We start from the raw sequence: 23,355 nt of genomic DNA on the forward strand, positions 1-23,355 counted from the left end.
CGGGTTGAATTACTCTGTTTTTCTTGACCTTCTTCTACGAGGTTTTTCATCAGAAGGTTTGTCCTCATTTTGAACTTCTTCTTTTACCTCGTCCTCTTCATCTGCTTTAACTTCATCATTAGGTGTAGCTTCTTCAACTTGAGTTACTTCATCTTTTGGTTCTTCAGCTGCTGGTGACTCTTCTTTTTTAGATCTTCTTCTATTTGAAGATGATTTTTCATCTTCCTTTGGAACATCTACTTTATCAGAAACATTTCCAACTAACTCTTGAGCTCCAATTAAAGCTTCTGTGAACTCTTCCATATTAAGTGGGCATTTCTTAATTTTAAAATTAAATCTTCCTCCACCAAACACATTTTCATCTTTAGCTAACTGAATAAATCTTTCTTCACCATTCATATAAGCTCTAATAGTTAAATCAACTGTTCCAGCTAATACATTGGCCACTTTATCACCTATATTAGGTTTATAAGTTGTATACTTATTACCATTCTTTTGAGTTACTTCTGTAGCAACTTCTTTTGAAATATATATTATTTGATATCCTAGAGCTTTAAGTCTTTTCATATTACTTAAAAACTCTGTTTTAACCATGTCATATCCTTTTCCATATCCCCCGTCTGATTCATGCTCCCAACCGTATTTATCATAAACATATAGTCTACAGTGTTCATATAAATCCTCTACCAGGTCAATGCAAACTCTCTTGAAATCATTCTCTTTCTTTTCTAATTCACTTATTACTTCTTTGAAAATCTCCCAAGCCATCTTAGTATTAGTTATCCTTCCTGTTACAGTTACTTCATTAGCTATTTTGATAACCGGCGCTGTAGTATTATCTGTATTTCCATCTGTATTTAAGAATAATAAATCCTCATATTGGTCAACAAATGTACTCTTTCCAACATAGCTTTGTGCATAAATCCATAGGTCTGGATTTTTGTCGATTTTCTTCTCTCTTCTTTGGTTACTTGGTAATATCATATAATCTTCTCCTTTTAAACAATATTTTTCATAATCACACCAGGAACAATATCCCGTTGGATTTTTCTTATATTTATCATCCTCAGTAATGTTTATTATGCTGTCCATATATTCAATTACCTTAGATGCATCATATTTAATTTCCATGATTTTAATCTTTGAGTCCTTTAGTTCCAGGTCTAATCTTTTCCTAAATTGATATAGTGTTTCTTCTTGCTTTTGCTTTATTGAAACTTTAGGAATGAATATAAATCCTAACTTTCTAACCTTAAATCCTATTTGCTCTAAGAAGTACTTATATAGATGAAGTTGTGGTGATTCTGAATACTTCTCATAATTGTTACTGTACTTATAATCAAACACATCTACAGAACCATCATCATTTTTAGTTATTAAATCTACTATTCCAATGAATCTTGGAGTGTTAATTCTAAATTCCTTTTTATACACATTTATATCAGCTAATAGCTCATGAATTTTAGGTATTAAATATTCAAACTTTATAACCTCTTCAACATGCCTATCAGTGATAATTGGATAGTTAGAATAGTAGAAGTCTAAAGCTGATTTTAAATCCTTCTCAGCGCCCATATGAATTGTATTTCCACATATTAAAGCATTGTCAGCTGAGTAATCTGGAATAGTTTTTAGCTTGTCTACATATCGTAATTTGTATTTATATGGGCAACTAATGTGACATTCTACTTTTGAATGTGAATATTGCATATTTAGTCACCACATTTCATATCCATAATTTTATAAGTAGCTGATTTAAGTTTTGGTAGAAAAGTAGCAATTTCTTCAACTCTTCTATAATTAGAATTCTTAGCTTCTTCTGTCATTTCTTTTTGGAAATAATCACATCTAGCAGTTAATTGTATTACAACTATTTCTCTTTCTTCTTTAGTTAATAACTTTTCCATATCCTACCCCTCCACATCAAAATTAACTTCTAACATCTTACGTGAAGCTAGGTAATCACATAAGTGTACAAATCTCTGCATATCAGTTTCAGGCTTAGGAAGTATTTCTTCATCACTCTTATAGTCTGTATTCCATTGCCCCATGTGTGATTTAATACATTCGGTAATTTGATACCAAATATCTACTTCCATAATCTCTATTACTTCATCCGGAAGACTTTCCTCAGATACTTCAAAGTATCTATCCTCTAAATACTCAACTACCACTAATGGATGTGTAGCCACTGTATGAGCTGAACCATCTACACCATGCTTAACTCCATCATGTAGTAATAATGAAACTCTTATTATGTCTTTTTCTAAGTCATCAAATTTTTGAACTGTTTCATTTTTAAATAGCTCATTTGCAATTCTTACTGCTGCTTGAGTATGTCTTACTAGTCCACCTTCACCTTGTGTATATGCTGGATGATATTTACCACTAGAGCTTGCTGCAACTTCATAGAAATAATCCGGTAGTTGCTCTAGACACCATTTTGTAAATAATTTAAGTGGTTTATATCCTATGGTATCTACCTCAGTTTTAAAGTCATACTTAGGAGTAACATATTCTTGATCTACATCTTCTGATATATCTAAATCATTGAATAACTCTTTAAGTTTATGAATAGCTTGTAATGGCATATTCCATGATTTATTGCTAGGATTATACTTTCTTCCTGGTATAGTTTTAATCTTATTAACTGTGTCGGTATCGTATTCAAACCAAACATTTAACTTATCATTTACTTTCTTTATATTAATCATTAGTCAATTACCTCCAAGATTATTGCTCCAGAATCATTTTCACTTAATAAATTTACTACTTCCGTTTCTGTAGATTTAACAGAAATACTATACTCAGCTGTATATGGAGCAATTTCATGAGTTATTACACCTTCTCTGTTTTTAAGCTCTTCGACTAATTTACAAGTTGGTACTTCTGATAAATTAGTTGAGTCCTCATAAATTACCACAAATGCATCATTTTCATCTGTCATTTGATATTTAACGTCTATTACTTTCACTGTTGACAGAAAGTCGTTTAATTTTTCGATGCTATCACTAGATGCTCCATAAAATAATTTAACTTTAACCACTTACATATACCCCCTTACATTTATGAAACACACGTTAATGTCTTTGGTGAGGTCTCTCATGTTAATCTTCTTAATATGACCTTTATTTACACCTTCCACAGTATCAACTACATTGTCTTTAATAAGTCCTTCTCTCTCAAACTTAACAAAGTTAGCTTTACCAGCTTCACAAGTGAATTGTGAAATATGGTGTTCCTTTAGTAGATTTGCAAGTCTTTCTTTTTCACTATCCAAGTCCATTTGAGTATTTTTAATACTTTCTTTAAAATCTATGATATTACTAATCATTTCAGCAGCATCTTCTTGCCATTTTTCTTTTGCCATTACCTTGTCCTCCTTTGTATTTTATGAAAATTCTGTATTATATGAATATCTGCAGCTATTGACTTTTCCTTATCTGCAAATTTCTTAGCATAAGTATCATTGATAACTTTACTCATAAATTCAGATTTGCTTAGCTTTTGCATAGCTCCATAAGCTCCTTTTTAAGCTTTTCAAAGTCTTTAGGATAAACTACACATGCATAACCTTTAGACTCTTTTATAAGCCTTATATTACGTTTCTGTAACTCACTAGCATGTCCACTAGGACCTTTAACTTCTATAGCCACAAAGTGCCCATTCACACATGCTATAATGTCAGGTATTCCGGATTTTGAATAAGGACCTGCCCAATATTTAAAGTGCCAAGTGTTAGGTAGTTGAGTTAAGAATTTTTTAATTTGGTTTTCAAACTCTTTTTCAGCTGCCATTATTCTTCATCCTCTACTGGTATAAACCCATCTTCCAATGGTGATATATAAGTAATTTCACAATTATTTATGTCAAATGTATATCCTGTATCCATTATTTAATCACCTCACTAATAAGCTTTTTAAGCTCCTCAACTTTAGTTACTACTGTTTGAATATCTATTAATCCAGTACCATTGATTTCTTTATCAACTAAGCTCTTCAATGCGATTTCAATATTTCCATGATAACTAACTGGCTTCCATTGAGGTTTTCCTTTATTCTTACCTTTTTCAGAGATATACTTCTCATATAAAGTTACATTTAGCTCGTCAGATTCTATCTTGTACTTGTCCCCAATATTCACTATTTAACCTCCTTAAGTAATGAAATTTCACACTCTCCACTAATAACTGAATCTATTGTAACTTCCATAGATTCACAATCATTTAAATGTTTGTCATATACCCAAATTACTATTTCAAGTGGGTTGACTCTTCCAATAAGTCCATCGTTATCCTTAAGTTTAAAACCATTACTTAGAGCATATTGTTTTATATTTACTGCTCTACCCTGTTTGAATACATCTGTATCAAATTGTGGTTTTTCTACGATTCCAACTAAAGTAGGCATTTACTCAACCTCCTTCAACTTAAATCTCACACTAGATTTAACATTGGAAGTTTTACTATACTTCCTAAACACTTCTGGCATGTCTTTCTTTAAAGTCTTACTATCTATTGACGTTCTAGTTGTTGGAGCTACATAACTTACTGACATTACATTATTTTCCCATTTATTTATGTTATGCTTTTCCATTGCTGCTAGTAGATCTGCTTTTAATTTATCTCTCTCTTCATCCATTTTCTTATAAGCCTTTTCTATTTCAGCTAGACGATTTAACACTGGTAATGTTTCCTTAGGTAGTGATGGTACTGCTGCTTTAAACGTAATGCCCACTAGCACATTGTCCCAACATGATTCGCATTGATTAAAGCACTCATTAACGTCATTTAAACCCAGATTACTAGGACACAACTCTTGCTCCTCTGTAAATTTGTCAAATTCCTCTCTAGTCATTTCCCTTGAATACTCTTCTACTGTTTTTAATTCCATTAAATTTTCCTCCTTAGTTTTTATTTAATTCTTACTGGTAAAAGTACATCCAACTTACTTTCATCATCAGTAATAATCATAGGTCCTACACTATAGGTAAACTTCATTGTTAAATTTTCATAATGCTTGATAGTTTCCATTAAGTATTTGTGATTAAATGCAATTTCTAAGTTTTCACCTTTGAACTTACAATCAAGCTTATCTTCAATAGTTAAAGTTTCATTTTTAGCAGTTACTTTAAGTTCTTCCTCTGTAAAATTAAGAATTACATAATCCACTTTTTTATATGATTTAAGTATGCTCAACAGCTCTTTTGAATTAATCTCAGCTTGTCTACTAAACTCAGTTGGTATTACGCTTTTATACTTGATGTAATCACCTAAAAGCTTAGTAACTACAATGACTATATTCCCAACTTTTAAAGCAACTCTATTCTCTGTTTCTAATATTGTGACTTCATTAACTTTGCTCTTTATTTTCTTATAAGCTTTAATGAGTTTACCTGGTAGTAAAGTCTCCTCGACATTAATTTCATTTGATTTTCTTATAGCAATTCTAAAACCATCTAAAGCTACAAATTCATTACCAGATATACACACTGCGGTTAATGTTGGTCTTGTTTCATCTTTAGCAAGTGCATATTCAACTTCAATTAAGTCATTAAATATTTCTGTATTAATAGTAGCTATCTCTGTGAAATTACTAATTGACTCAACATCACATCTATTAGATTTATAGCCTATCTTTCTATTTCCACATTCAAGAGTGTCTTCAGTTATAGTTAACTCTCCGCTAGTTGGTAATGATTGAAGTACTTGTCTAGATATTAAAGTTTTACCTCGCTGCTCTATCCATGGATAATCTGATTTACACATCACATGGTCTGAACTTAAATCATCAATGCCATTTTTAATATCAGATATAGTATGAACAGTGTTTTCACCGGAGATTATTGATATATTTTCACCAGTACTAGCTTTCAGCACTTGATGTATATCATCAACATTTATTTTTATTTTCAAAATAAGTCCTCCTATCTATAATTAAAGTTTGAATTTGTCTTACCTGGTTCAAAATCCTTAGGAACATACTCAACTGCTTTTAATTTCATAAATTCCACTCCTTTAATTCTTCTTTTAAGTTAATATCTATTATAGTTAAGATTTGATTTGCATCGATATTTTTCTAATTTTTATACTATGTTAAGCCTTTAAATTCAATAGAAAAAACTTTTTATTATCTTTTTAAGGTATAATATCGGTCTATAAATATTCATTTTCTTCAAACAATGCATTAGTGAAATCTCTTCTTTGACCTAACACCTCATAAATCTTTTCATCTATAGAGTCTTTTGTTATTAAGTAATAATATAAACAGCTCTTCTTTTGACCAATTCTATGAGTTCTTTTTTTACTCTGTTCAAATAACTCACTGGATAAAGGTAAACTGAAGTATATTATCTTATTAGATTTCTGTAAGTTGAGTCCCATGGCTCCAGCCTGGTATTGAATAAGAGTTACTGAATTATCTTTTGATTCATAGTTTTTCAAACTCTTAGATTTACCATTTACAACTGATACTGGTTTATCTAACTGCTTACACAAGCTTTTAATTTCATCTAATTCCTGAGTAAAGTTATAGAATATAATTAGTCTATCTTCAGTACTTTCTAGTAAATCCTTAAGTGCTGCTAGCTTATTATTGTTATATTGACTGGATAATTGTCTTAGATATAGCATCTTAGTAAGAGTAGTATCTCCTATGAGTTCAACTCTTGGAGTAACATCTTTACCATAGAAATCACTATCATCTTTAAATTCACATAGATTTTTAGTATCTATTGTAATTACTCTATCTCTAGTAAACTTCTTATATTCTTTAGTAGACTCAACTTTCACTACATTATCTAGTTGTTCCGGAAGATCTATAACTTCATCTGTTTTCATGAACACTGCTCCGTACTCTCTAAGTTTTGCTTTAAGCCTGTCTACATTCTTATAACCAACTACTATTGGTATACTAAATCCATTAATGTCCATCTTTCTAGTAACAATATAAGTATCCCAAAAGGCTTTTTTACTGATTTTCCATCCAAGTAATTTACATTGGGAATATAATTCCTCATACTTTCCACCAGTAGGTGTACCACTAAGAAGTATTACATTAGCTGGTTTCATCTTAAGTATAAATTTAGTTCTATTTGATTTTTCATTCTTGATACAACTTGACTCGTCTAACATTAATGTAAAATCTTTAAGTTCTAGTAATACTTTTCTTCTCCACACCAAGTCATAATTTATAATAATTACTGATTTAGTAGGAATTTCTCTTGTTTTACTGTAAATAAATGTGTTATACTCTGGATAATAAGTTTTGAAGTGCTCATACCAATCTTGTAATTTTGATTTTTGGCAGATTATCAAATTTACATTGGCATTGAGCTCTTTTAATTTTTCTGAACCTGTAAATGTCTTACCTAATCCCATGTCTAGATAATGAGCACATCTATTGAAATTTCTAGTGGCAACTAGAACACCTTCTTGATGTGGTAATAACTTTACTTCATTCAATTAACTCACCACTCTTTCTTTATCAATCAATTGCTTAAAACTCCTCTTATATCTAGATATCTTAACTTGACTACAATTTAATGTTTCTGCAATTTCCTCTTGTTTGTATCCTTGATATAATAACCTTATTGCTAACCCATGATCATAATCCAAATTACTAATTCCTCTGATTATATCTATCATTTCACATGCTATATTTTCAAAGCTATCAATTTGTATTGTGTCTAGAATTTCAACCGGTTTATCTTTAGCTTCCCTAACATGACTATTTAGAGATATTATATTTTTATTAACCTTACGCTTATTAGTATTGTTACTCCTATATATCTTGGCTAAATCATTTTGTATTGTCTTTTGGGCTACAGTTATAAATTCAAATCCACGATTTATATCATAACTTTTAAAAGCTTTATAAAAACTCATTGATATTTCTTGCTCTATATCTTCTCTTTCCAGTGGTAATGACTTATATTTGTAACTTAAACTATTTCTAAAAACTTCAAACTGTCCATAACATTCATTAAATGTCATATTGTGAATCTTACCTTTAATTTTAATTTCCTTTGTATAATCCACCTTACTCTTTCCTCCTTCTTTAGTAGATAATACTTGCAACTATTATGAATGTCATACACACCAAGGATACTGCTGCTAAACATCTTAATGTATAAAGCAATTCCCACTTAAATTTCTTACTACATCCTTTGCAAGCTTTATTGTGCTTCATGTTTTATCTCCCTTCTATTTAAATTTTCTAACAGCAGTTACACAGTTTTGGCATACTTTAGAGCCTATATAATCTTTTAGATTTTCTTCTGCTCCACAGAAAACACATTTAACTTGAAATTTTCTTAAAACTACAGAATCTCCATCTGTAAATATTTCAATTGGATCACCTTCTGCAATATTAAATGTCCTTCTTAATTCTTTTGGTATTACAACACGACCTAAGTCATCTATTCTTCTTACCATACCTGTTGATTTCATTTATATTTCCTCCTTAAAATTCTTTACCCTCATGTTGGAGCTGCTTGAATACTTTTACCCTCCGTAGAGCCTATTGAATAATTTTGTCACATCCTTGGTGTAATCTGCATATAGTATAATGACAACTGTTTGTCCAATTTATGAAAAGTGTTTTAAGTAAAAGGCTATTCAGCCTGCTTTTCTTTAAGTGTTTTCAATTTCATTTGTCTTAAAACTTCCTTCATAGTTTCAACACCATAATTTTCTATCAAATCATTTGCTATTCCCTTATGAAATTCTTTAACTATTTCTTCAGAAGGTTCATTTTTTACTACAAATATAAAGTCCATTTTAAATTCTCCATAAAATTCTCCATGATATAATTTATGCAAATGGTATTATTTAGTTACATCTTTATTTATTTGCTTTATATACCTAATGGTCATTAGTAAGCCCATTGACTCCTAATTCTAAAAAAACAATTCAATTACAGTTGACTTTAAGTGTTCTGCTATTTTTTCCATCGTTCCTTTGCTTGGATTTGTCCTTTGTTCATTTTCTAGATTTGAGATATAAGTAACTGACAGACCTGTCATTTCTGCTAATTCATAAACACTCATATCTAATTCTTTTCTGCGTGTCTTTAGTTTGTTTCCCATTTCACAACCCCCTTTCGTATCCTGTGAGAATATAGTATCATGTTCTATCAGAACATATCAAGCTAATGTATGCCCGTAGAATACGATTAAATCAAATTACCATATTCTCACAGCATATATCTCAATTTTTCTTTAATTTACTATTGACTTTATATTCTCCTAGCATATATTATATTCTTAGAGAATACATTTATAAGTTATTGGGTATTCTATATGTGAAAGGAAGTGATTTTCATGTTCGGTAAGAACATAAAATACATAAGAGAGTCTAAAAATATAGGAGTAAATGAGTTATCTAGACTTAGCGGTGTTAACGCTAGTTACATAAGTGCTCTAGAAAGAGATGAAAAGAAAAACCCAAGTGTTGCAATACTAGAGAAATTAGCTAATGCACTTGAAGTTAGCATTGATGAAATTATGAAAACTGATCCAGTTACACATGATGATTTAGAAAAATGGGATGATAATTCTAACCAAGTTAAAGAAGAAGTTGAGTTATATGAAACTGGAGAATTTAAAACTCCAGAAGCAGCCATGAAATTTATATTAAAACAACCCACTATAATGGGTTATGGTGGATTTGATGTAAACAAGATGAGTGATGAAGATCTAATTGAGTTCGCAAATGAATTATTGAATCAGATGAGATTGATAAGCTATAAGTATAAGAAGTAAAGTAGGGTGATAGTATGTATAAATGGATAGATGGTATTATTGATGATTTATCTAATAAATACAGTACAAATGACATTTATGAACTTTTAGATATATTTGAAATTGAAGTAATAGTAGTTGAAGCAAATAATATATTATTAAAAGGAAATGACAGTTTATATATTAGAAATTACATGGGGTTAGAAGTTGTTTTTATAAGAAATGATATCGATATTAATCTAGAAAAGTTTATATTAAGACATGAATTTGCACATGCCATTTTACATAAAGATATTTGTTCAGCTGCATTTAATAAAATTTTTATAAACAAAGATAAATATGAAAAGCAAGCAAACTATTTTGCCCTTAAAATAGCCAATTCAGAATTTGATGAAATACAATTAGAGGGTATGAGTATTGAACAAATTGCTAGCTGTATAGAAGTCCCATTTGAACTCTTGTATCAATTCAATTGTATTTAGATAGGAGATTATATTTATGAAATCTAATATAGCTATTTATTCCCGCAAAAGTAAATTCACAGGTAAGGGAGAGAGTATAGAAAATCAGATAATTAAATGTAAAAAGTTTATTGAATTTAAATTTAACATAGATCCAGAAAATGCTGAAATATATATTGATGAAGATTATACTGGTAGAAATGAAAATAGACCTAAATTTAAAGAAATGAAGAAAAAAATAGAATCTGGTGATATAAACCACATTGTAATATATCAACTTAATAGATTTGGAAGAAATGCTCGAGATATTCACAATTCAATGGCTATGTGCGAAGAGCATAATTGTGTCATGTATAGTGCCACAGAGGGTTTTGATACATCTACAAGCTTTGGAAGAGCTGTTATGGGAATACTCGCTTCATTGGCACAATTAGAAACTGAACAACTCGGTGAACGGATAAAAGATAATATGTATACACTAGCTAAAATGGGTAGATGGCTTGGAGGTCAAGCACCTCTTGGGTTTGATGGCACTAGGGAATACTACATTGATGACTATGGTAAAGAACGCTCTGTTACTAAACTAAAAGAAAATAAAGAAGAACTCAAACTTGTAAAAGATATTTATAATAAATACCTAGAAAAAAAATCTTTATCACAAGTTGGTAAATGGTCTCTGACTCATAACTTTAAAGGTAAAAATGGTGGTGATTTGGATAAGTCGGCGATAAATGCTATACTCCAAAATCCAGTTTATGTTAAAAGTAATGATAATGTCATGCAGTATTTAACAAATAAAAATTATGAAGTTTGTGGTAATCCTAATGGGAATGGTTTGCTACGGTATGGTAGTAAAGATGATGTAATAGTAGCTGTTAGTAGCCACAAAGGTGTAATATCTCCAGCTGATTGGTTACAAGTTCAAAACATACTCAAGTCTAACAAATCCAAAGCTCCTCGCTTGGGAAAAACAAATACTGCTTTACTTACAGGAATTTTACGTTGTAGTTGTGGAAGTACAATGAGAGTCACCTATGGTCATGTGAAGAAAGATGGTGTTAGACCTTTCTATTATACTTGTACAATGAAAAACAACTCCGGGGGAACACGTTGCACCAGTAAAAATATAAACGGTATTTTACTTGAAGAAAAACTAATCAAATATTTAAAAAACTATAATTTAGATATTTTAATTAAAGAACTTGAAGTCTCATTGAATGAAACATCTAAAAATAACTTTCAATTCACTTCTGAAAGTATAGATGGTGAAATTGAAAAAAGTAGTAAATCGATATCTAAACTTTTAAATAAATTAAAATTAATTGATGATGAAGAGGTATCAAAGATAGTACTATCGGAAATATCAAAAGAAAAAAATAATATCAAGGAACTTACATCTAAAAAAGAAACATTATTAAATTCACAAGCAGAATTATCTAGTGCACAAGCAGATATATATTCCATAGTTAATAATTTATATTCTTTTAATACATCATTTGAATTACTAACAATTGAACAGAGACAAAACAAACTAAAAAGTATACTCGAAAGTATAGTATATACAAATGGTAAATTTGAACTGACCTTCAATAAAAAAAAACTAGATAATGCTAACGACACTCTATCTAGCATAATTTCTAAAAATAATTTATCGCAATTTAGAGTGTCTAGCTTCCGTATGTCCTACAAAAAGTCCACTTTTTTCTCCAGCGCAGAATAAATTATCAAGTCCTACAACTTTCATTTGATTACTTCTTGGCGCAACTGATAAATATCTAATGGAGTTTCCTTTACCACCTGCATATGGATCTACAAATTTTGCCTCTTCAAGACCTTCAATTTTTCTAAGTTTATCTAAGGGATAATAAGAAGTCATTAACTTAGCATGACCAGTATCTAAAAGTACTATATTTTCCGCGAATTCCTTTAGTGCATATTGTTGACAAACCTTTTGCTTTAACTTATCCGTATTTATATCCTCTGGTGGAACCTTTAATACTACTACTCCTGTTTCATCTAACTGTTTTACTATTTTCTCTGATAAGCTATCCTTCTCCAACTTGCATGATCCACTGAAAGCACCAAATACATCTTCCTGTCTTTCACCTTTTATATCTTCTATACCTGCTCTATAACTAATACTTACTCTTGGTCCAAAGGCTGGGCATCTTAAAATACACATAGAACAACCATTTCCATAGCGTAAGCAATTTCCCATAGGTCCTGTAGAACCAGTAGTTTCTACAAAGGCATCTGCTTCTATATATTCACCATTACTAAGATAAATTCCCTTTATATTAATCCCTTCCATATTTACATCTACTACACGGCTTACAAATCTAACTTTTATTCCCATTTTTTCAATGTGTCTTCTTACCGCTGGCTCTATTCTATTTACATTGTAAAGCCATGCATGTTCATGTCCTGGAAAATCTATATTTTTGTGGAGTGTATTAGCATCAGTTATGTTGATTAAATCTCCAGCTCCTAGAGCTATAAGCTCCTCTGCTGCAGTATACCTTCCATTATTCCTCATAATTCCGCCAACATTTCCAAGTCCTAGTAATAAATCTGTTTTTTCAAATATTTCAACTTCAGCTCCGGCTTTACGTGCAGAAATTGCAGCTGCACAACCAGACCAGCCTCCCCCTATTATAACTATCTTCAATACAATCTTCTCCCTTCAAATATATATTTAGGACTGGTTTGCATCTTACACAGTCTTCTCAATTTTTCATCATCATTCATAATTGTACAGCAACCACAAACTCCTTCACCACAACACATTTTTGCATTATTGGAACAAGAAAATTCAATGTTCTTATCATAAGCTTCTACTATTTTCATGATTTGATGACTAAGCACATCTGCACTGTCACAATGCACTAAAGCAACATTACCCTTAGTTAAAATTCCTTCTAAAATCTTTCTACACTTACAATCAAGAATTCCACCCATAAGCAGTGTATTGGTTTTAATTATTTCTGTAGCATATTTTTTCAATTCCTTTTCTATAAATATTGTATCTAAAGTTCCTTCATCAAGAATTACTGTAATTGTATTTTCATTATTGTATAATTTCTCCATAACAGGTACCATCGGTGCTTGACCTATACCTCTACATACTAAAACACAATGATTTCTTTTAATGGTATTCACTGAATTAAGTCCTAAAATTCCATTCCAAAAAGGACCTTTAATTAAAACATATTCATTAATATTTACATCTTTAAGTATCTTTGTTTTAAGTCCCTTTAATTCAATAGCCAAGGTAATAACATCATTTCCCGTATCACTATCCATAACACAAATGGGAGTATCAAAGGCTTGTTCACAATCCTCTTTTCTAATAAATACAAAGGAACCAGGACCAACTAATTCGCTAGCTAGTTTTTGAGTAACTTTAATCTTTAATATCATAAGCTTTTCATTTATTAGTTCTTTATCTATAATTTGAAATCTTTGATGTTTCCTTCCTTCCTTTGCCTTAAAATTGTTTTGCATAAATTCCTGATATATACACACTCCATTCCAATTTACGCAATCACAAAAGTCTTTGCCATCTAAGTGAGAACAAAGAATGCAATTTCCTGACTCAGCTAAATGACATGGACAGTATTCACTTCCACAATCTATACAGTTATATGGTTCATAGCCCATTACCTGTGCCTCCAAAATTACTATATTATCAGAATATTTCACAATAAGTTATTTGCTACTATTTCCATGAAAAAAACCAAGGTTTTTACCTTGGTTTATATTATTTATTCTATTCATCTTTATTAATCATGTATTTAATGTAATCCCATATTCCAATTTTTTCAATATCTTCTTTGAGATGAAGGGTTATTGCATATTTAGAGTTTAATTCATTGGTTATGGTAAGCATTCCTATATCATCTGTAGTTCTAATTGGTGTAGTTAACTCATAATTAGGTAGAACAATATCTTTGACTATTTTTTCTTCATTTCTAACAGGGAAAATTAAATCTTCTTCAGCAACTAATGGTATTCCCTTGTCTTTTCCTTTAACTTTTATATCTCCTATAACTTCACCAGCTTCTATAATTTTTTTATATTCATAATTATCTTTTACATATTCATAAATTCTCTGACTTTCTTTCCATCTTGGAACACAATTTAATGTTACTACAATTATTTCATTTTTTTCTATTTTAAAGGAACTAACAAGACATTTTCCAGCCTGTCCTGTATATCCAGTCTTAACTCCAGTACAATTAGGCTCTGAATATAAAAGTTTGTTTATATTATTAAATTGTTTTGTAAATTCTATTCCTTCTTCTCCCGAGATTAATTTAGTAGATACAATTTTATTAAATTCTTCAATCTCCTTAGCTTTTTTAGTTGCTATAGCTAAATCATAGGCTGAAGAGTAGTGGGAGTTACTATCTAGACCATGAGGTGATTCAAAATGACTATCTAACAAACCTATTGATACTGCAAATTCATTCATGACTTCACAGAACTTTTCTACAGTTCCACTAGTTCCTTCAGCAATAGCAATGGCACAGTCGTTACCTGACTTGAGCATAAGACCATATAAAAGTTCTCTTATGGTTACCTTATCTCCAGCCTTATATCCTACTTTAGAGCCTCTTATAGATGCTGCATTTTTAGATATTTCCACAACTCTATCTATATCTCCATACTGTAAAGTAACCAGAGCAGTTATTATCTTTGTTGTACTTGCCATAGGTATAACTTTATGGGCATTTTGATCAAATAAAATTGTTCCAGTAGCTGAATCTATAGCTATGGCAGATACTGCATCTACTCTTATTGGAGCTGCATCTACGTTTTTCATAGGAATACTCACTGTAGTAAATAAAAATATTAATAGAAAACAACATACTCTTCTTTTCATCCTTTTACACTCCCAACTTAAATTTGTGACTTATTCTCAAATAGTTTTATTTTTTTGTATACCATGAATATATAAATCATAGTTGGATAGAATTGCAGATATAAAACTATGGAGGTTTAGTATACTAATGAAATATTTTTTATGGATTTTAGCCATAGTTACACTGGTCTTATTATTTCCTATTCCAATAAAAATAACACTTATATATGCTAATGAAATTTTTACCTTAAAAATATATAATAAAGTAATAATTCCATCAAAAACTAAAAAAACTAAGGCTAAAAATAAAAACAAACGGAGTGATTATGTAAAAACTGATAACGAAGAAAAAATTTCAAAATTGAAACTTAAAGATTTAAAAGGAATAATAGAGCTCTTTATTAATTCTAAATTTAAATTTACTATACGTACTAAATTTAGAATGGATTACTCTATAGAAGATGCTGCTATAAACGCTATTACTTACGGCTTTTTATATCAAATTACAGCATTTATTTCAACAATTTTAAATCTATTTTTTAAAGTTAAAAATTTTACTCCTACTATCAATATTAAATATAATGAAAATTTCTTTAAATTTGAAAGTACTAGTATAATTTTTATAAATATAGCAAAAATTATATACATGGTTATTGTAATTTTTTATCACCTTATCAAAGTACGAAAAACTTCTTCCTTTGATAAAGTGAATTTAAAGGAGGAATTTTAGATGGACGGTCATCCAATAGAAAATTTAATGAAGTCGACTATGGAAAATATTAAAAATATGATTGATGTGGATACAGTTATCGGTAATCCGGTAAGTGCACCTGATGGTACCACAATCATTCCAATTTCAAAGGTATCCTTTGGTTTTGCCTCAGGTGGAAGTGAATTTAAAGATACTAACTTAGATTCCTCTAACAGGCATCCCTTTGCTGGTGGATCTGGTGCTGGAATCTCCTTAAAACCAGTGGGGTTCTTAGTTGTACACAAAAATACCATAAGATTTCTTTCCGTGACTGAGTATAATCCATACGATAAGATAATCGATGCAATGCCTCAGGCCATTGATATGATTTCTGGGCTATTTAACAAAGATAAAGTCAATGGTGATAATTATTCTGAAGTCTATAACCCATGCGACCCTTGCGATTAACTCTAAGAAAAAAGGCTATTTTAAAATAATTCACTAATCTTTTTCTAATGTTGAAGATGTACTTTAATACTATAAGTACATCTTCAATATTTATTTAAGATTTAGTTTTTATTTTAAATATAGCCATAATATTATTAGAACTTCTTTTCTTCAATATCCTTTTCCTCTAATTCTACTAGCTCTTCATCTTCAATAAAATTATCTAAAGATGGTAATTCGCCTAAAGATGTAAAATCAAAATGCTTTAAGAATTCGTCAGTAGTAGCATAAAGATTTGGTCTTCCTATAACACTTTTCTTTCCTGATTCCTTTATAAGTCCTTTTTCTACTAAAGTACTAATAGCTCTATCACTTTTAACTCCTCTTATGTCTTCAATTTCTATTCTAGTTATTGGTTGTTTATAAGCAATTATAGATAGGGTTTCAAGAGCAGCCCTAGATAAGGATTGTCTTATATTGGTCTTTAACAGCATTTGAAGATAATCACTATTTATCGGTTTTGTACCAAGTTGATAGGCCTTATTGATACATATTAGTTTTACTCCCCTAGACTCATCTCTTTCATATACCTTTTCTAAAACCTTTAAAAGTTCTGTAGCAAATTCTACTGAACATTCTAAAATACTTGCTATAGTGTCTACTTCCAATGGGTCTCCAGTTACATATAATAAAGACTCTATTATAGAAAAATATCTTTCATATTTAGATTCATCTATAAGATAATTTAACTGATGTTCTGATTCTTGAAGAACCTCTTCTATTTTATTTCTAGGATCAATATCTATACTTCCATCTTCTTTATTTACTCTACTTAAAATTTTATCATTAACTTCTACATCTTCATGATTTAAATTAGTATGTTCATTCATCCCCCATCACTCCTTCTAAATATATTTCACCAAAGTTACCATGTTGAACTACTCGTACATCCTTAAGCTTTATTAACTCTAACAAGGCTAAGAAGGTTACAATGATTTCCGTTTTACTTTTGCTCTCCTTTATTATACTAGTGAAGGTAGTATTTTTACTATGCACTAATACGTCTTTTAAGTAATCCATCTTATCTTCTATTTTAAATAACTCAACCTGTACTCTGTCTTCTATGTTGAAGGTTTCATTCATCTTATTTTTATATATTTCCATAAGTTCAATATACATATTATATAAATCCATCATTGTTATGCCCTTAAGTAGCTCTTTGGCATCTTGCTTTTTTTCTCTGGTATCTTCAATTATTTCAGGCCTTTTAGTAAATATAATGCCTGTATTCATTTGTCTCTTGCCCAAAAATTCAGCTATATTTTTAAATTTTTTATATTGAACTAATTTATCTATAAGCTCTTGTGTATCATCAACCTCTTCAATCTCTGGTTCCTTATTTTTAGGAAGTAATACCTTAGATTTTAATTCAATTAATGTAGTAGCCATAACAATAAATTCTGAGGCAATATCTAAATCCAATTCCTTCATTTCATTTAGATATCCTATATATTGATTTGTTATATCTAAAATACTTATATTATATATATCCATTTGGTTCTTTTTTATTAAGTGTAATAAAAGGTCAAAGGGCCCCTCAAAGTTTGAAGTTTTAATTGTTAATGCCATGATTTCACCTTCCTTACAACAAATTTATCTGCATACTAAAAACTTCAATATATATTTTAGCATGAAAACACTCATTTTAAATTATACTCTAAATTTAGTTAAATTTACAATAGTAAAAACCACATCTTTCAATTATGACAATTATTATTTTGGAATCAAAAATTACTGTAGTTCATTTAAAAATAAAAAATCACCCTAAAAATTTTAGAGTGACTTTTTATATCAGCATTATACATTTGGGGTTGTATATTGTAACTGATAACCATAGCATTAAACTGAATTTTAAATTAACCTTTATATATATTTTTTACAGATATTTATTTTTTATTCTATATTATTAATATTTAAAGATTAAATATACTTATATTGAATGATCAAATATATTTGAAAATATATCTTTAACATTTTTAAAGAACTGAGATTGTTTTACTTCCCTATCACTATATAATTCTACTTTTCCTAGTAATTCATCTCCATTATAAACTTCACAATATCCAACAACATCACCAGCATTTATTTTTTTCAGTTCAGGATTAATATTTACTTTCTTTGTTAATTCTTCCTCAGTGCCTTTTTCTATGGTTACTTTTAAATCATCTTTTGCTTTTGCTATAAAGAAAGAATCACCTTTTTTATTTAATGGGATTTGTTGCACATCTACATCTTTAGCTACTATAGTTTTACTTTGGTATTTAGAAAATCCAAAATCCATAAGCTTACTTGCATCTGCATTTCTTTGTTTATATGTAGGTGCTCCCATTATTACTGCAAGCATCCTTACATTGTCTCTAGTTGATGTAGCAGATATACAATACATAGCTTCTTGTGTAAATCCTGTTTTTAGTCCATCACACCCTTTGTAAAATCTCACCAACTTATTATGATTAACTAATTCAATTGGTGTTTTTCTACCTTCTGATATAGTTTCCATATATATAGATGAATATTTTAATATAATTGGGTGTTTTAAAAGCTCTCTAGACATTATGGAAATATCTCTAGCAGTACTTAAATGTCCTGAAGCACTAAGACCTGTAGCATTTTCAAAGTGAGTATTAGTCATTCCAAGTTCTTTAGCTCTTTCATTCATTTTTACTGCAAAAGCTTCTTCACTGCCTTCTAAAAATTCTGCCATTGCCACTGCTGCATCATTTCCTGATGCTATAGCTATACCTTTTAGAATTTCTTCCACAGTTCTTACTTCTCCTGTGTCCAATATCATACTACTGCCGCCCATGGATTTAACCTTTTCACTACAAACTATTTTATCTTGAAGAGTTATTCTTCCATCATCTAAGGCTTCCATAGCAAGTAGCATAGTCATTATCTTAGTAACCGAAGCAGGTGCAAACTGTTCATCTGCGTTTTTTTCATAAATAATCTTACCTGAATTAGGCTCTAATAGTATTACAGATTTTGCCTGTGGCTCAAATCCTATTACATTATCTGCAGGCTCATTTTTTATTTCATCATCAGCAAAGGCTGTTGGAAGGATTATAGCCTGCAATGAAAGTAGTACGGATAATAATAAAGTTAAAACAAATTTATTCTTTTTCATAACCGACCTCCAAAACAATTATTATGAGGTTATTTTTACCTCAATCTTAAAAATTATCCTAGAAATTTAGAAATTTTATTTTCTAAAGTTTCTTCCTATTTAGAGTTCCCTAATATAGAATTTATATCCTCAAGGTGTAAATATTACTTTAAAAATAAAATGAAGCTCTATAAAATAAATAAAAATTATTTTATAGAGCTTCATTTTATATTAATATATACTAACTAATTACTTCATGGATTAGTGGTATATCGTTTTTATAGCCTTCAACTATTTCATAGTTTTTTAAGATACCCTCATTAGCTTTTTCAATAAGGCTTTCATTATTACTATGAATATATGCTATGGTGTCACCCTTTTCTACTTTATCACCACGTTTTTTATTTAAAACTATTCCCACTGCTAAATCTATTTTACTTTCTTTAGTGGCTCTTCCTGCTCCAAGTTCCATTGCAACTATTCCTAAGTTTTCAGCATGGATTTTTTTAACCACTCCACTATTTTCTGCAATTACCGGTACTACATACTTAGCTTTAGGTAATAAATTTGTATTATCGATACAGTCTATATCTCCACCTTGAGCTTTAACAAATTCTTTAAGTTTTTCTATAGCTGCTCCTGAAGTTATAGTCTCTTTTAACATAGCTTCAGCTTCCTCAGCAGTACTTGCTTTTCCTGCTAACATTACCATACGACTTCCTAAAACTAAAGAAAGTTGTAATAAGTCCTTAGGACCATTTCCCTTTAATGTATTTATGGCTTCTTCTACTTCTAAAGCATTACCTATAGCTAAACCTAATGGTTGGTCCATATCAGAAATTACTGCCATAGTATTACGCCCAATATGTTTTCCTATAGAAACCATTTCTGTAGCCAATTCCTTAGCAGATTCTGTGTTTTTCATGAAAGCTCCATCTCCAACCTTAACATCTAAAACTATAGCATCAGCTCCTGAAGCTATTTTTTTGCTCATAATGCTAGATGCAATTAAAGAAACATTATCAACGGTTGCTGTAACATCTCTTAAGGCATATAACTTCTTATCAGCTGGTGCTAAGTCTCCAGTCTGTCCTCCCACAGCAATTTTAATAGTGTTAACATTATTAATGAATTTTTCTGTTGGCATCTCCACTGAAAAACCTTTGAAAGCTTCCAACTTATCTATGGTTCCTCCAGTATGACCTAGGCCTCTACCTGACATCTTAGCTACTGGTATTCCCAATGCTGCTACCATAGGTGTAAGCACTAAAGTCGTAGTATCTCCTACTCCACCTGTGCTGTGCTTATCTACCTTAACGCCTTGAATTTCACTTAAATCCAACATATCTCCAGAATGTACCATTGCCATTGTTAAGTCTGAAGTTTCTCTCTTATTCATCTTTTGAAAATATATAGCCATTAAAAGAGCTGATACTTGATAATCTGGAATTTCTCCCTTTGTATAGTTCTCTACAAAATAATTTATTTCCTCTGTAGAAAGCTCTCCACCATTTCTCTTTTTTAGAATCAAATCATACATTCTCATAAAACACACCCCGCTCTATACCTTTATATTTAATTTTGTTTGTAATGGCCCACTATTATAATTCTCTAACTATTCCTTTCACTAAAGAAACAAATTTTGATTTTACTTTAGCAGAAGTTTCTATTACTTCTTCATGATTTAATGGTTGGTCTAAGATTCCAGCTGCCATGTTTGTTATGCATGAAATTCCTAGTATTCTAAGACCACAATGATTAGCTGCAATAACTTCAGGAACTGTTGACATTCCAACTGCATCAGCACCTAGTATTCTTGCCATTCTTACCTCTGCTGGAGTTTCATATACTGGACCTGTAAACATCATATAAACCCCTTCTTTTAATTCTATATTAAGAGATGCTCCAACTTCTTTTGCTAGTTTTAAATATTCTCTATCATAAGCTGTAGACATATCTGGGAATCTTGCTCCTATTTCTTCTTCATTTTTACCTATAAGTGGATTTGTACCTGCAAAGTTTATATGATCTGTAATCATCATTAAATCACCTGGTACAAAGCTAGTATTAACACCACCACAAGCATTAGTTACTATCAAGGACTTCACACCCAAATATTTCATGATATGGATTGGAAGTGCTAATACACTCATAGGATGGCCTTCGTAATAATGAAATCTACCTTGCATCATGATAACCTTTTTACCTTCTAAAGTTCCGCATACAAATTGTCCTGCATGACCTTGTACTGTAGATACCGGAAGATTAGGTACTTCTGAATACTTTACTACCACCCTATCTTCAACTTTATCAGCCATATCACCAAGACCAGAGCCTAAGATAATACCTATTTCTGGTTGGAAGCTTAACTTAGCCTTTATGTATTCTACACTCTCATTAATTAATTTAATATCCATTATAATTTCTCCTCTTCTTCACAGTTATATAATTTTATTTAGTTATACTCTATGTTATCAGCTTATTAATTTATCTTAATATTATTTGTTTGACTAGTTAGTTAAACAAATAATATTAACAACAAATTACAATATATTATTACCTTTAAGGAATTTATATATTGTAATTTGTGTATTAAAATTTTTATTATTCTTATTATCTTTATATTTTTATACTATTTAAAACTCTTTTAACCCTGGGTTACTAGCTATACAATTAAATCTTTGAAGCTTTTTCCTACTAAATCATTTTCAATATCAAGTAAATCTAATACAGTTTTACCTATATCGCAGAATCCATTTCTAGTTCCAAGATTTATATCTTCCTTAAGATTTCTTCCATATACAAGTACAGGCACATATTCTCTTGAATGATCTGTACCTTCTGTAGTTGGATCACATCCATGATCTGCAGTAATGATTAATACATCATTATCTCCTAAAGCTTCTTTAATTTCTGGTAATCTATCATCAAATTCTTCTAAAGCCTTAGCATATCCTTCTACATCATTTCTATGTCCAAATTTCATATCAAAATCTACTAAGTTTGTAAATATGAATCCATTAGAATGAGACTTCATCATTTGTAAAGTTTTATCAACCCCATCCATATTGTCCTTTATAGATACTGATTCTGTAACACCTTTTCCTGTAAATATATCTTTAATCTTACCTACAGCTGCCATAGGTAAGCCAGCCTCACTGACATACTCAAGAGCAGTCTTATTAAAAGGCTCTAGTGCATAATCATGTCTATTAGCTGTTCTTACAAACTCACCTTTTTTCATACCTTTAAAGGGTCTGGCAATTACTCTACCTACCATCTTATCTCCAACTAACATTTCTCTTGCAATTTTGCACATATTATATAATTCTTCTAAAGGTATTACATCTTCGTTAGCTGCAATTTGGAATACACTATCTGCAGAAGTGTAGATTATAGGGTATCCAGTTCTTATATGTTCTTCCCCTAATTCCTCAATGATGGCTGTACCAGAAGCAACTACATTTCCTAAAGTCTTTCTTCCTATCTTAGCTTCAAATTCATCCATAACTTCTCTTGGAAAACCATTAGGATAAGTTTGAAGAGGTGTTTCTAAAATTACTCCGGCCATTTCCCAATGTCCTGTAATTGTATCCTTTCCTTTTGAAAGTTCACTACATCTTCCATAAATTCCTTCTGGATTTTCGCACTTAATAAGGTTTTCCACGCCTTCTATGGAACCAATTCCTAAAGCTTCTAAGTTTGGAATAGAAAAACCTTTAACATGTTTTGCTATATTACCTAAAGTATTACTACCTTTATCTCCATAAAGCTCTGCATCTGGAAGTTCTCCAATACCAACACTATCAAGCACAACTAAAACTACTTTTCTATCCATGATATACTTCCTTTCTTCTTAGTCACTGATATATTATATTTTACCACAGTTGTTTCAAAATATATAACTAAATAAAATAAATTATGTGTCACTGCTAAACTTCCATCTTTTTTAGCAATGGCACATAATATAATAGTACATTATTAT

30 protein-coding genes and 1 pseudogene are annotated in these 23,355 nt (G+C 30.3%); 5 read left to right on the forward strand and 26 right to left on the reverse strand.

Features of this window, described 5'->3' with window-relative positions; genetic code table 11:
• Positions 1–9 precede the first annotated feature (9 nt).
• The 17 genes from ACTNBA_RS06535 to ACTNBA_RS06615 all read right to left on the reverse strand — a co-directional run bounded on the left by ACTNBA_RS06535 (position 10) and on the right by ACTNBA_RS06615 (position 9,087).
• On the reverse strand, positions 10–1,710 hold the full coding sequence (locus tag ACTNBA_RS06535; protein ID WP_441073118.1) for an AAA family ATPase: 1,701 nt from the start codon (positions 1,708–1,710) through the stop codon (positions 10–12).
• A gap of 2 nt (positions 1,711–1,712) precedes the next feature.
• Positions 1,713–1,907, reverse strand: a complete 195-nt coding sequence (locus ACTNBA_RS06540) for a hypothetical protein (protein ID WP_346890719.1) — start codon at positions 1,905–1,907, stop codon at positions 1,713–1,715.
• A 3-nt stretch (positions 1,908–1,910) separates the two neighbouring features.
• Complete coding sequence (locus ACTNBA_RS06545; RefSeq protein ID WP_441073119.1) at positions 1,911–2,714, reverse strand: HD domain-containing protein; 804 nt, start codon at positions 2,712–2,714, stop codon at positions 1,911–1,913.
• Positions 2,714–3,046, reverse strand: coding sequence for a BC1881 family protein (locus ACTNBA_RS06550; RefSeq protein WP_441073120.1), 333 nt, complete (start codon positions 3,044–3,046; stop codon positions 2,714–2,716). Before ACTNBA_RS06550 ends, ACTNBA_RS06545 begins: the two co-directional genes overlap by 1 nt.
• On the reverse strand, positions 3,047–3,370 hold the full coding sequence (locus ACTNBA_RS06555) for a hypothetical protein (protein ID WP_441073121.1): 324 nt from the start codon (positions 3,368–3,370) through the stop codon (positions 3,047–3,049). It lies immediately after the preceding gene.
• A complete protein-coding gene (locus tag ACTNBA_RS06560; RefSeq protein WP_441073122.1) occupies positions 3,370–3,513 on the reverse strand; it encodes a hypothetical protein in 144 nt (47 codons plus the stop codon). Before ACTNBA_RS06560 ends, ACTNBA_RS06555 begins: the two co-directional genes overlap by 1 nt.
• Positions 3,501–3,797: a VRR-NUC domain-containing protein gene (locus ACTNBA_RS06565; protein ID WP_441073123.1), complete on the reverse strand. Its 297-nt coding sequence runs from the start codon at positions 3,795–3,797 to the stop codon at positions 3,501–3,503. Before ACTNBA_RS06565 ends, ACTNBA_RS06560 begins: the two co-directional genes overlap by 13 nt.
• A 94-nt stretch (positions 3,798–3,891) precedes the next feature.
• Positions 3,892–4,143 (reverse strand): hypothetical protein, encoded by a 252-nt coding sequence (locus ACTNBA_RS06570; protein WP_441073124.1) that lies wholly within the window; start codon positions 4,141–4,143, stop codon positions 3,892–3,894.
• The gene (locus tag ACTNBA_RS06575) at positions 4,143–4,409 is read right to left on the reverse strand and encodes a hypothetical protein (RefSeq protein WP_441073125.1); all 267 of its coding nucleotides are present in this window, start codon (positions 4,407–4,409) and stop codon (positions 4,143–4,145) included. The genes ACTNBA_RS06570 and ACTNBA_RS06575 overlap by 1 nt, the downstream gene beginning before the upstream one ends.
• Complete coding sequence (locus ACTNBA_RS06580; RefSeq protein WP_441073126.1) at positions 4,410–4,892, reverse strand: hypothetical protein; 483 nt, start codon at positions 4,890–4,892, stop codon at positions 4,410–4,412.
• A 20-nt stretch (positions 4,893–4,912) separates the two neighbouring features.
• Complete coding sequence (locus ACTNBA_RS06585; RefSeq protein ID WP_441073127.1) at positions 4,913–5,914, reverse strand: DNA polymerase III subunit beta family protein; 1,002 nt, start codon at positions 5,912–5,914, stop codon at positions 4,913–4,915.
• Positions 5,915–6,154: 240 nt separating this feature from the next.
• Positions 6,155–7,462 carry an SNF2-related protein gene (locus ACTNBA_RS06590; protein WP_441073128.1) on the reverse strand — a complete coding sequence of 436 codons (1,308 nt, stop codon included), beginning with the start codon at positions 7,460–7,462 and terminating at the stop codon, positions 6,155–6,157.
• Positions 7,463–8,038 (reverse strand): sigma-70 family RNA polymerase sigma factor, encoded by a 576-nt coding sequence (locus ACTNBA_RS06595; RefSeq protein ID WP_441073129.1) that lies wholly within the window; start codon positions 8,036–8,038, stop codon positions 7,463–7,465.
• Between the two features lie 19 nt (positions 8,039–8,057).
• A complete protein-coding gene (locus ACTNBA_RS06600) occupies positions 8,058–8,189 on the reverse strand; it encodes a hypothetical protein (RefSeq protein WP_441073130.1) in 132 nt (43 codons plus the stop codon).
• Between the two features lie 14 nt (positions 8,190–8,203).
• Complete coding sequence (locus tag ACTNBA_RS06605) at positions 8,204–8,449, reverse strand: AbrB/MazE/SpoVT family DNA-binding domain-containing protein (protein WP_441073131.1); 246 nt, start codon at positions 8,447–8,449, stop codon at positions 8,204–8,206.
• Between the two features lie 164 nt (positions 8,450–8,613).
• Positions 8,614–8,778 carry a hypothetical protein gene (locus ACTNBA_RS06610; protein WP_441073132.1) on the reverse strand — a complete coding sequence of 55 codons (165 nt, stop codon included), beginning with the start codon at positions 8,776–8,778 and terminating at the stop codon, positions 8,614–8,616.
• A 120-nt stretch (positions 8,779–8,898) separates the two neighbouring features.
• Entirely contained in the window at positions 8,899–9,087 is a 189-nt protein-coding gene (locus ACTNBA_RS06615; RefSeq protein ID WP_441073133.1) for a helix-turn-helix transcriptional regulator, read from the reverse strand.
• A 234-nt stretch (positions 9,088–9,321) separates the two neighbouring features.
• Here ACTNBA_RS06615 and ACTNBA_RS06620 point away from each other — a divergent pair, with 234 nt between their 5' ends.
• From ACTNBA_RS06620 to ACTNBA_RS06630, 3 genes are read left to right on the forward strand one after another with little or no spacing between them, the layout of a single operon-like run.
• Positions 9,322–9,762, forward strand: a complete 441-nt coding sequence (locus ACTNBA_RS06620) for a helix-turn-helix domain-containing protein (protein WP_441073134.1) — start codon at positions 9,322–9,324, stop codon at positions 9,760–9,762.
• A gap of 14 nt (positions 9,763–9,776) precedes the next feature.
• A complete protein-coding gene (locus ACTNBA_RS06625) occupies positions 9,777–10,223 on the forward strand; it encodes an ImmA/IrrE family metallo-endopeptidase (protein WP_441073135.1) in 447 nt (148 codons plus the stop codon).
• Positions 10,224–10,239: 16 nt separating this feature from the next.
• The gene (locus tag ACTNBA_RS06630) at positions 10,240–11,922 is read left to right on the forward strand and encodes a recombinase family protein (RefSeq protein ID WP_441073136.1); all 1,683 of its coding nucleotides are present in this window, start codon (positions 10,240–10,242) and stop codon (positions 11,920–11,922) included.
• Here ACTNBA_RS06630 and ACTNBA_RS06635 read toward each other — a convergent pair.
• The 3 genes and pseudogenes from ACTNBA_RS06635 to ACTNBA_RS06645 all read right to left on the reverse strand — a co-directional run.
• Positions 11,872–12,870, reverse strand: a pseudogene (locus tag ACTNBA_RS06635) (FAD-dependent oxidoreductase); the annotation flags it as partial. The gene ACTNBA_RS06630 and the pseudogene ACTNBA_RS06635 overlap by 51 nt on opposite strands.
• A complete protein-coding gene (locus ACTNBA_RS06640; RefSeq protein WP_346885097.1) occupies positions 12,867–13,904 on the reverse strand; it encodes a sulfide/dihydroorotate dehydrogenase-like FAD/NAD-binding protein in 1,038 nt (345 codons plus the stop codon). The gene ACTNBA_RS06640 and the pseudogene ACTNBA_RS06635, both read right to left, overlap by 4 nt.
• Before the next feature lie 67 nt (positions 13,905–13,971).
• Positions 13,972–15,087, reverse strand: a complete 1,116-nt coding sequence (locus tag ACTNBA_RS06645) for a D-alanyl-D-alanine carboxypeptidase (RefSeq protein ID WP_441073137.1) — start codon at positions 15,085–15,087, stop codon at positions 13,972–13,974.
• 127 nt (positions 15,088–15,214) lie between these two features.
• Here ACTNBA_RS06645 and ACTNBA_RS06650 point away from each other — a divergent pair, with 127 nt between their 5' ends.
• Positions 15,215–15,796, forward strand: coding sequence for a hypothetical protein (locus tag ACTNBA_RS06650; protein ID WP_441073138.1), 582 nt, complete (start codon positions 15,215–15,217; stop codon positions 15,794–15,796).
• Positions 15,797–16,225: a GerW family sporulation protein gene (gene ytfJ, locus ACTNBA_RS06655; RefSeq protein ID WP_346870788.1), complete on the forward strand. Its 429-nt coding sequence runs from the start codon at positions 15,797–15,799 to the stop codon at positions 16,223–16,225.
• A 134-nt stretch (positions 16,226–16,359) separates the two neighbouring features.
• Here the strand turns inward: ytfJ and scpB are convergent, their stop codons facing one another.
• From scpB to ACTNBA_RS06685, 6 genes are all read right to left on the reverse strand, one after another.
• On the reverse strand, positions 16,360–17,094 hold the full coding sequence (gene scpB / locus ACTNBA_RS06660) for an SMC-Scp complex subunit ScpB (protein WP_441073139.1): 735 nt from the start codon (positions 17,092–17,094) through the stop codon (positions 16,360–16,362).
• The gene (locus tag ACTNBA_RS06665; RefSeq protein ID WP_035129401.1) at positions 17,087–17,833 is read right to left on the reverse strand and encodes a segregation/condensation protein A; all 747 of its coding nucleotides are present in this window, start codon (positions 17,831–17,833) and stop codon (positions 17,087–17,089) included. Before ACTNBA_RS06665 ends, scpB begins: the two co-directional genes overlap by 8 nt.
• A gap of 361 nt (positions 17,834–18,194) precedes the next feature.
• Positions 18,195–19,391, reverse strand: coding sequence for a D-alanyl-D-alanine carboxypeptidase family protein (locus ACTNBA_RS06670; protein ID WP_441073140.1), 1,197 nt, complete (start codon positions 19,389–19,391; stop codon positions 18,195–18,197).
• Between the two features lie 220 nt (positions 19,392–19,611).
• Positions 19,612–20,916 (reverse strand): pyrimidine-nucleoside phosphorylase, encoded by a 1,305-nt coding sequence (locus tag ACTNBA_RS06675; RefSeq protein ID WP_441073141.1) that lies wholly within the window; start codon positions 20,914–20,916, stop codon positions 19,612–19,614.
• Positions 20,917–20,971: 55 nt separating this feature from the next.
• On the reverse strand, positions 20,972–21,787 hold the full coding sequence (locus tag ACTNBA_RS06680; protein WP_035129396.1) for a purine-nucleoside phosphorylase: 816 nt from the start codon (positions 21,785–21,787) through the stop codon (positions 20,972–20,974).
• 248 nt (positions 21,788–22,035) lie between these two features.
• Positions 22,036–23,208, reverse strand: coding sequence for a phosphopentomutase (locus ACTNBA_RS06685; RefSeq protein ID WP_441073142.1), 1,173 nt, complete (start codon positions 23,206–23,208; stop codon positions 22,036–22,038).
• Positions 23,209–23,355: the final 147 nt, after the last annotated feature.

The sequence above is a fragment of the Clostridium sulfidigenes genome, assembly GCF_052067195.1.
GTDB classification, from domain to species: Bacteria; Bacillota; Clostridia; order Clostridiales; family Clostridiaceae; genus Clostridium_J; species Clostridium_J sulfidigenes.

Bases quoted from the DNA above. Each gene is read 5' to 3' on its own strand.
- ACTNBA_RS06620 (WP_441073134.1), top strand. From the start codon at position 9,322: ATGTTCGGTAAGAACATAAAATACATAAGAGAGTCTAAAAATATAGGA.
- ACTNBA_RS06670 (WP_441073140.1), bottom strand. From the start codon at position 19,391: ATGAAAAAGAATAAATTTGTTTTAACTTTATTATTATCCGTACTACTT.
- ACTNBA_RS06675 (WP_441073141.1), bottom strand. From the start codon at position 20,916: ATGAGAATGTATGATTTGATTCTAAAAAAGAGAAATGGTGGAGAGCTT.
- ACTNBA_RS06615 (WP_441073133.1), bottom strand. From the start codon at position 9,087: ATGGGAAACAAACTAAAGACACGCAGAAAAGAATTAGATATGAGTGTT.
- ACTNBA_RS06580 (WP_441073126.1), bottom strand. From the start codon at position 4,892: ATGGAATTAAAAACAGTAGAAGAGTATTCAAGGGAAATGACTAGAGAG.
- ACTNBA_RS06650 (WP_441073138.1), top strand. From the start codon at position 15,215: ATGAAATATTTTTTATGGATTTTAGCCATAGTTACACTGGTCTTATTA.
- ACTNBA_RS06575 (WP_441073125.1), bottom strand. From the start codon at position 4,409: ATGCCTACTTTAGTTGGAATCGTAGAAAAACCACAATTTGATACAGAT.
- ACTNBA_RS06600 (WP_441073130.1), bottom strand. From the start codon at position 8,189: ATGAAGCACAATAAAGCTTGCAAAGGATGTAGTAAGAAATTTAAGTGG.
- scpB (WP_441073139.1), bottom strand. From the start codon at position 17,094: ATGAATGAACATACTAATTTAAATCATGAAGATGTAGAAGTTAATGAT.
- ACTNBA_RS06645 (WP_441073137.1), bottom strand. From the start codon at position 15,087: ATGAAAAGAAGAGTATGTTGTTTTCTATTAATATTTTTATTTACTACA.
- ACTNBA_RS06630 (WP_441073136.1), top strand. From the start codon at position 10,240: ATGAAATCTAATATAGCTATTTATTCCCGCAAAAGTAAATTCACAGGT.
- ACTNBA_RS06625 (WP_441073135.1), top strand. From the start codon at position 9,777: ATGTATAAATGGATAGATGGTATTATTGATGATTTATCTAATAAATAC.
- ACTNBA_RS06680 (WP_035129396.1), bottom strand. From the start codon at position 21,787: ATGGATATTAAATTAATTAATGAGAGTGTAGAATACATAAAGGCTAAG.
- ACTNBA_RS06610 (WP_441073132.1), bottom strand. From the start codon at position 8,778: ATGGACTTTATATTTGTAGTAAAAAATGAACCTTCTGAAGAAATAGTT.
- ACTNBA_RS06545 (WP_441073119.1), bottom strand. From the start codon at position 2,714: ATGATTAATATAAAGAAAGTAAATGATAAGTTAAATGTTTGGTTTGAA.
- ytfJ (WP_346870788.1), top strand. From the start codon at position 15,797: ATGGACGGTCATCCAATAGAAAATTTAATGAAGTCGACTATGGAAAAT.
- ACTNBA_RS06560 (WP_441073122.1), bottom strand. From the start codon at position 3,513: ATGCAAAAGCTAAGCAAATCTGAATTTATGAGTAAAGTTATCAATGAT.
- ACTNBA_RS06605 (WP_441073131.1), bottom strand. From the start codon at position 8,449: ATGAAATCAACAGGTATGGTAAGAAGAATAGATGACTTAGGTCGTGTT.
- ACTNBA_RS06565 (WP_441073123.1), bottom strand. From the start codon at position 3,797: ATGGCAGCTGAAAAAGAGTTTGAAAACCAAATTAAAAAATTCTTAACT.
- ACTNBA_RS06555 (WP_441073121.1), bottom strand. From the start codon at position 3,370: ATGGCAAAAGAAAAATGGCAAGAAGATGCTGCTGAAATGATTAGTAAT.
- ACTNBA_RS06685 (WP_441073142.1), bottom strand. From the start codon at position 23,208: ATGGATAGAAAAGTAGTTTTAGTTGTGCTTGATAGTGTTGGTATTGGA.
- ACTNBA_RS06665 (WP_035129401.1), bottom strand. From the start codon at position 17,833: ATGGCATTAACAATTAAAACTTCAAACTTTGAGGGGCCCTTTGACCTT.
- ACTNBA_RS06540 (WP_346890719.1), bottom strand. From the start codon at position 1,907: ATGGAAAAGTTATTAACTAAAGAAGAAAGAGAAATAGTTGTAATACAA.
- ACTNBA_RS06535 (WP_441073118.1), bottom strand. From the start codon at position 1,710: ATGCAATATTCACATTCAAAAGTAGAATGTCACATTAGTTGCCCATAT.